Origin of the sequence: Brevundimonas sp. (genome assembly GCF_032107865.1) — a bacterium.
In the GTDB taxonomy this organism is placed as follows: domain Bacteria; phylum Pseudomonadota; class Alphaproteobacteria; order Caulobacterales; family Caulobacteraceae; genus Brevundimonas.
The window spans coordinates 1-1,469 of sequence record NZ_DAMCNG010000369.1 but is presented as its reverse complement, the minus strand read 5'-3'; the positions used below and the strand labels follow the sequence as shown (position 1 = coordinate 1,469).

Below are 1,469 nucleotides of genomic sequence, written 5' to 3'. Positions count from 1 at the left end.
AGGGCCGCCAGGCGGGCACGGCGCGCCAGCGCGGCCCGCTTCCGGCGAACGGATCGAAGCGCCCCCCTGTCATGATCAGGTCTCCGCCTTCAGCCGGGCTTCGGCCTCGTCACGCGCCTGCGGGTCGCCGACGTGCATCCAGTCGCCGTCGAGCACGCAGCCGAACAGGCGACCCTCGGCGGCCGAGGCGCGCCACAGGGGGCTGAGCGAGAAGGGACCGTCGGGGCCGTGGTCGGCGTAGTCCGGCCGGGTGATGTGGACGCCCATATAGGCATAGGGCGCGCTGGCGGCCTCGCCCCGGAAGGTCAGGGCGCCGTCGTCGCCGAGGAAGAAGTCGCCGCCCCCCTCGAAGCCGATGGAGCCTTCGCGCCGGGCCAGAAGCAGGGCGGCGTCCATGCGCGCGGGATCCCACAGGCGGATCAGGTCGCCCAGAGCATCGCCGCGGTCGATCCAGACGCTGTCGATATTGGCGACGAAGACGGGGGCGTCGCCCAGCAGGGGGCGGGCCTTCTTCAGGCCGCCGCCGGTTTCCAGCAGTTCGGCACGCTCGTCGGAGATGCGGATCGTCGGACGAGTGCGGGCGGCCAGATGGCTTTCCAGACGGTCTGCGAACCAGTGAACGTTGACCACGGCGTCGGTCACACCTGCGTCGGCCAGCCGGTCTAGGACGTGGTCGATCAGCGCCTTGCCGCCGACGCCTACGAGAGCCTTGGGTCGGTCGTTGGTCAGCGGACGCATCCGCGTGCCGAGCCCGGCGGCGAGGACCATGGCGGTGGTGGGGGCGGTCATCGACGCACTTCCTCCGGCACGTGGCGGTCCATCCAGGCGGCGACGGCTTCGAGGCCCGGCGCCTTCAGATTGGCGTTCAGGTGCGCCCACATGCGCGGCATGAAGGCGGCGTAGCGGGGCTTGCCGTCGCGGGCGATCAGGCGGGCGAAGATCCCCAGGATGCGCGCCTCGTTCAGGGCGGCCAGACCGGCGTAGGCGGCCATGAAGGCTTCGCGGTCGGTCTCGGGGCGCAGGGCGAAATAGTGGTCGAGCGCCAGGGCCTCCAGCTCGGGCGCCACGTCGCGGCGCGCGTCCTGCAGCAGGGAGTGCAGATCCCACGACGGGTGCGCCTTCACCGCGTCCTGGAAGTCGATCATCCCGACCGAGGCGGCGCCGCTCCTGCCGTCCAGCCGGATCAGGTTCTCGGCGTGATAGTCGCGGTGGGCCATGACGGAGGCTCCCACCTCGCCCGCCGCCGTGATCGGCGCCCAGGCCGCGCGCCATTCGGCGATGGCGTCGTCGTCGAAACTCAGCGCGGGAAGCAGTTTCGGCAGCCAGTCGACGAACAGGTCGGCCCCGCCTTGCAGCGCCGTCTGGTCATAAGTCAGCAGGGGCCAGTCGCCCGCCGGGCCGGTCAGGACGTCGGGCGTCGGGGCGGCGTGCAGGACGGCCAGGGCCTCGACGGCGGCGCGATAGAGGGG

General features: G+C 72.0%; 2 protein-coding genes. Both read right to left on the bottom strand.

Annotation, left to right across the window (positions count from 1 at the left end; genetic code table 11):
* Nucleotides 1-75: 75 nt before the first annotated feature.
* Nucleotides 76-789 (bottom strand): N-acetylmuramate alpha-1-phosphate uridylyltransferase MurU, encoded by a 714-nt coding sequence (gene murU, locus RT567_RS16785; RefSeq protein ID WP_313577327.1) that lies wholly within the window; start codon nt 787-789, stop codon nt 76-78.
* Nucleotides 786-1,469: phosphotransferase (locus RT567_RS16780; protein WP_313577326.1), on the bottom strand; the 684-nt coding region annotated here is incomplete at its 5' end. The genes RT567_RS16780 and murU, both read right to left, overlap by 4 nt.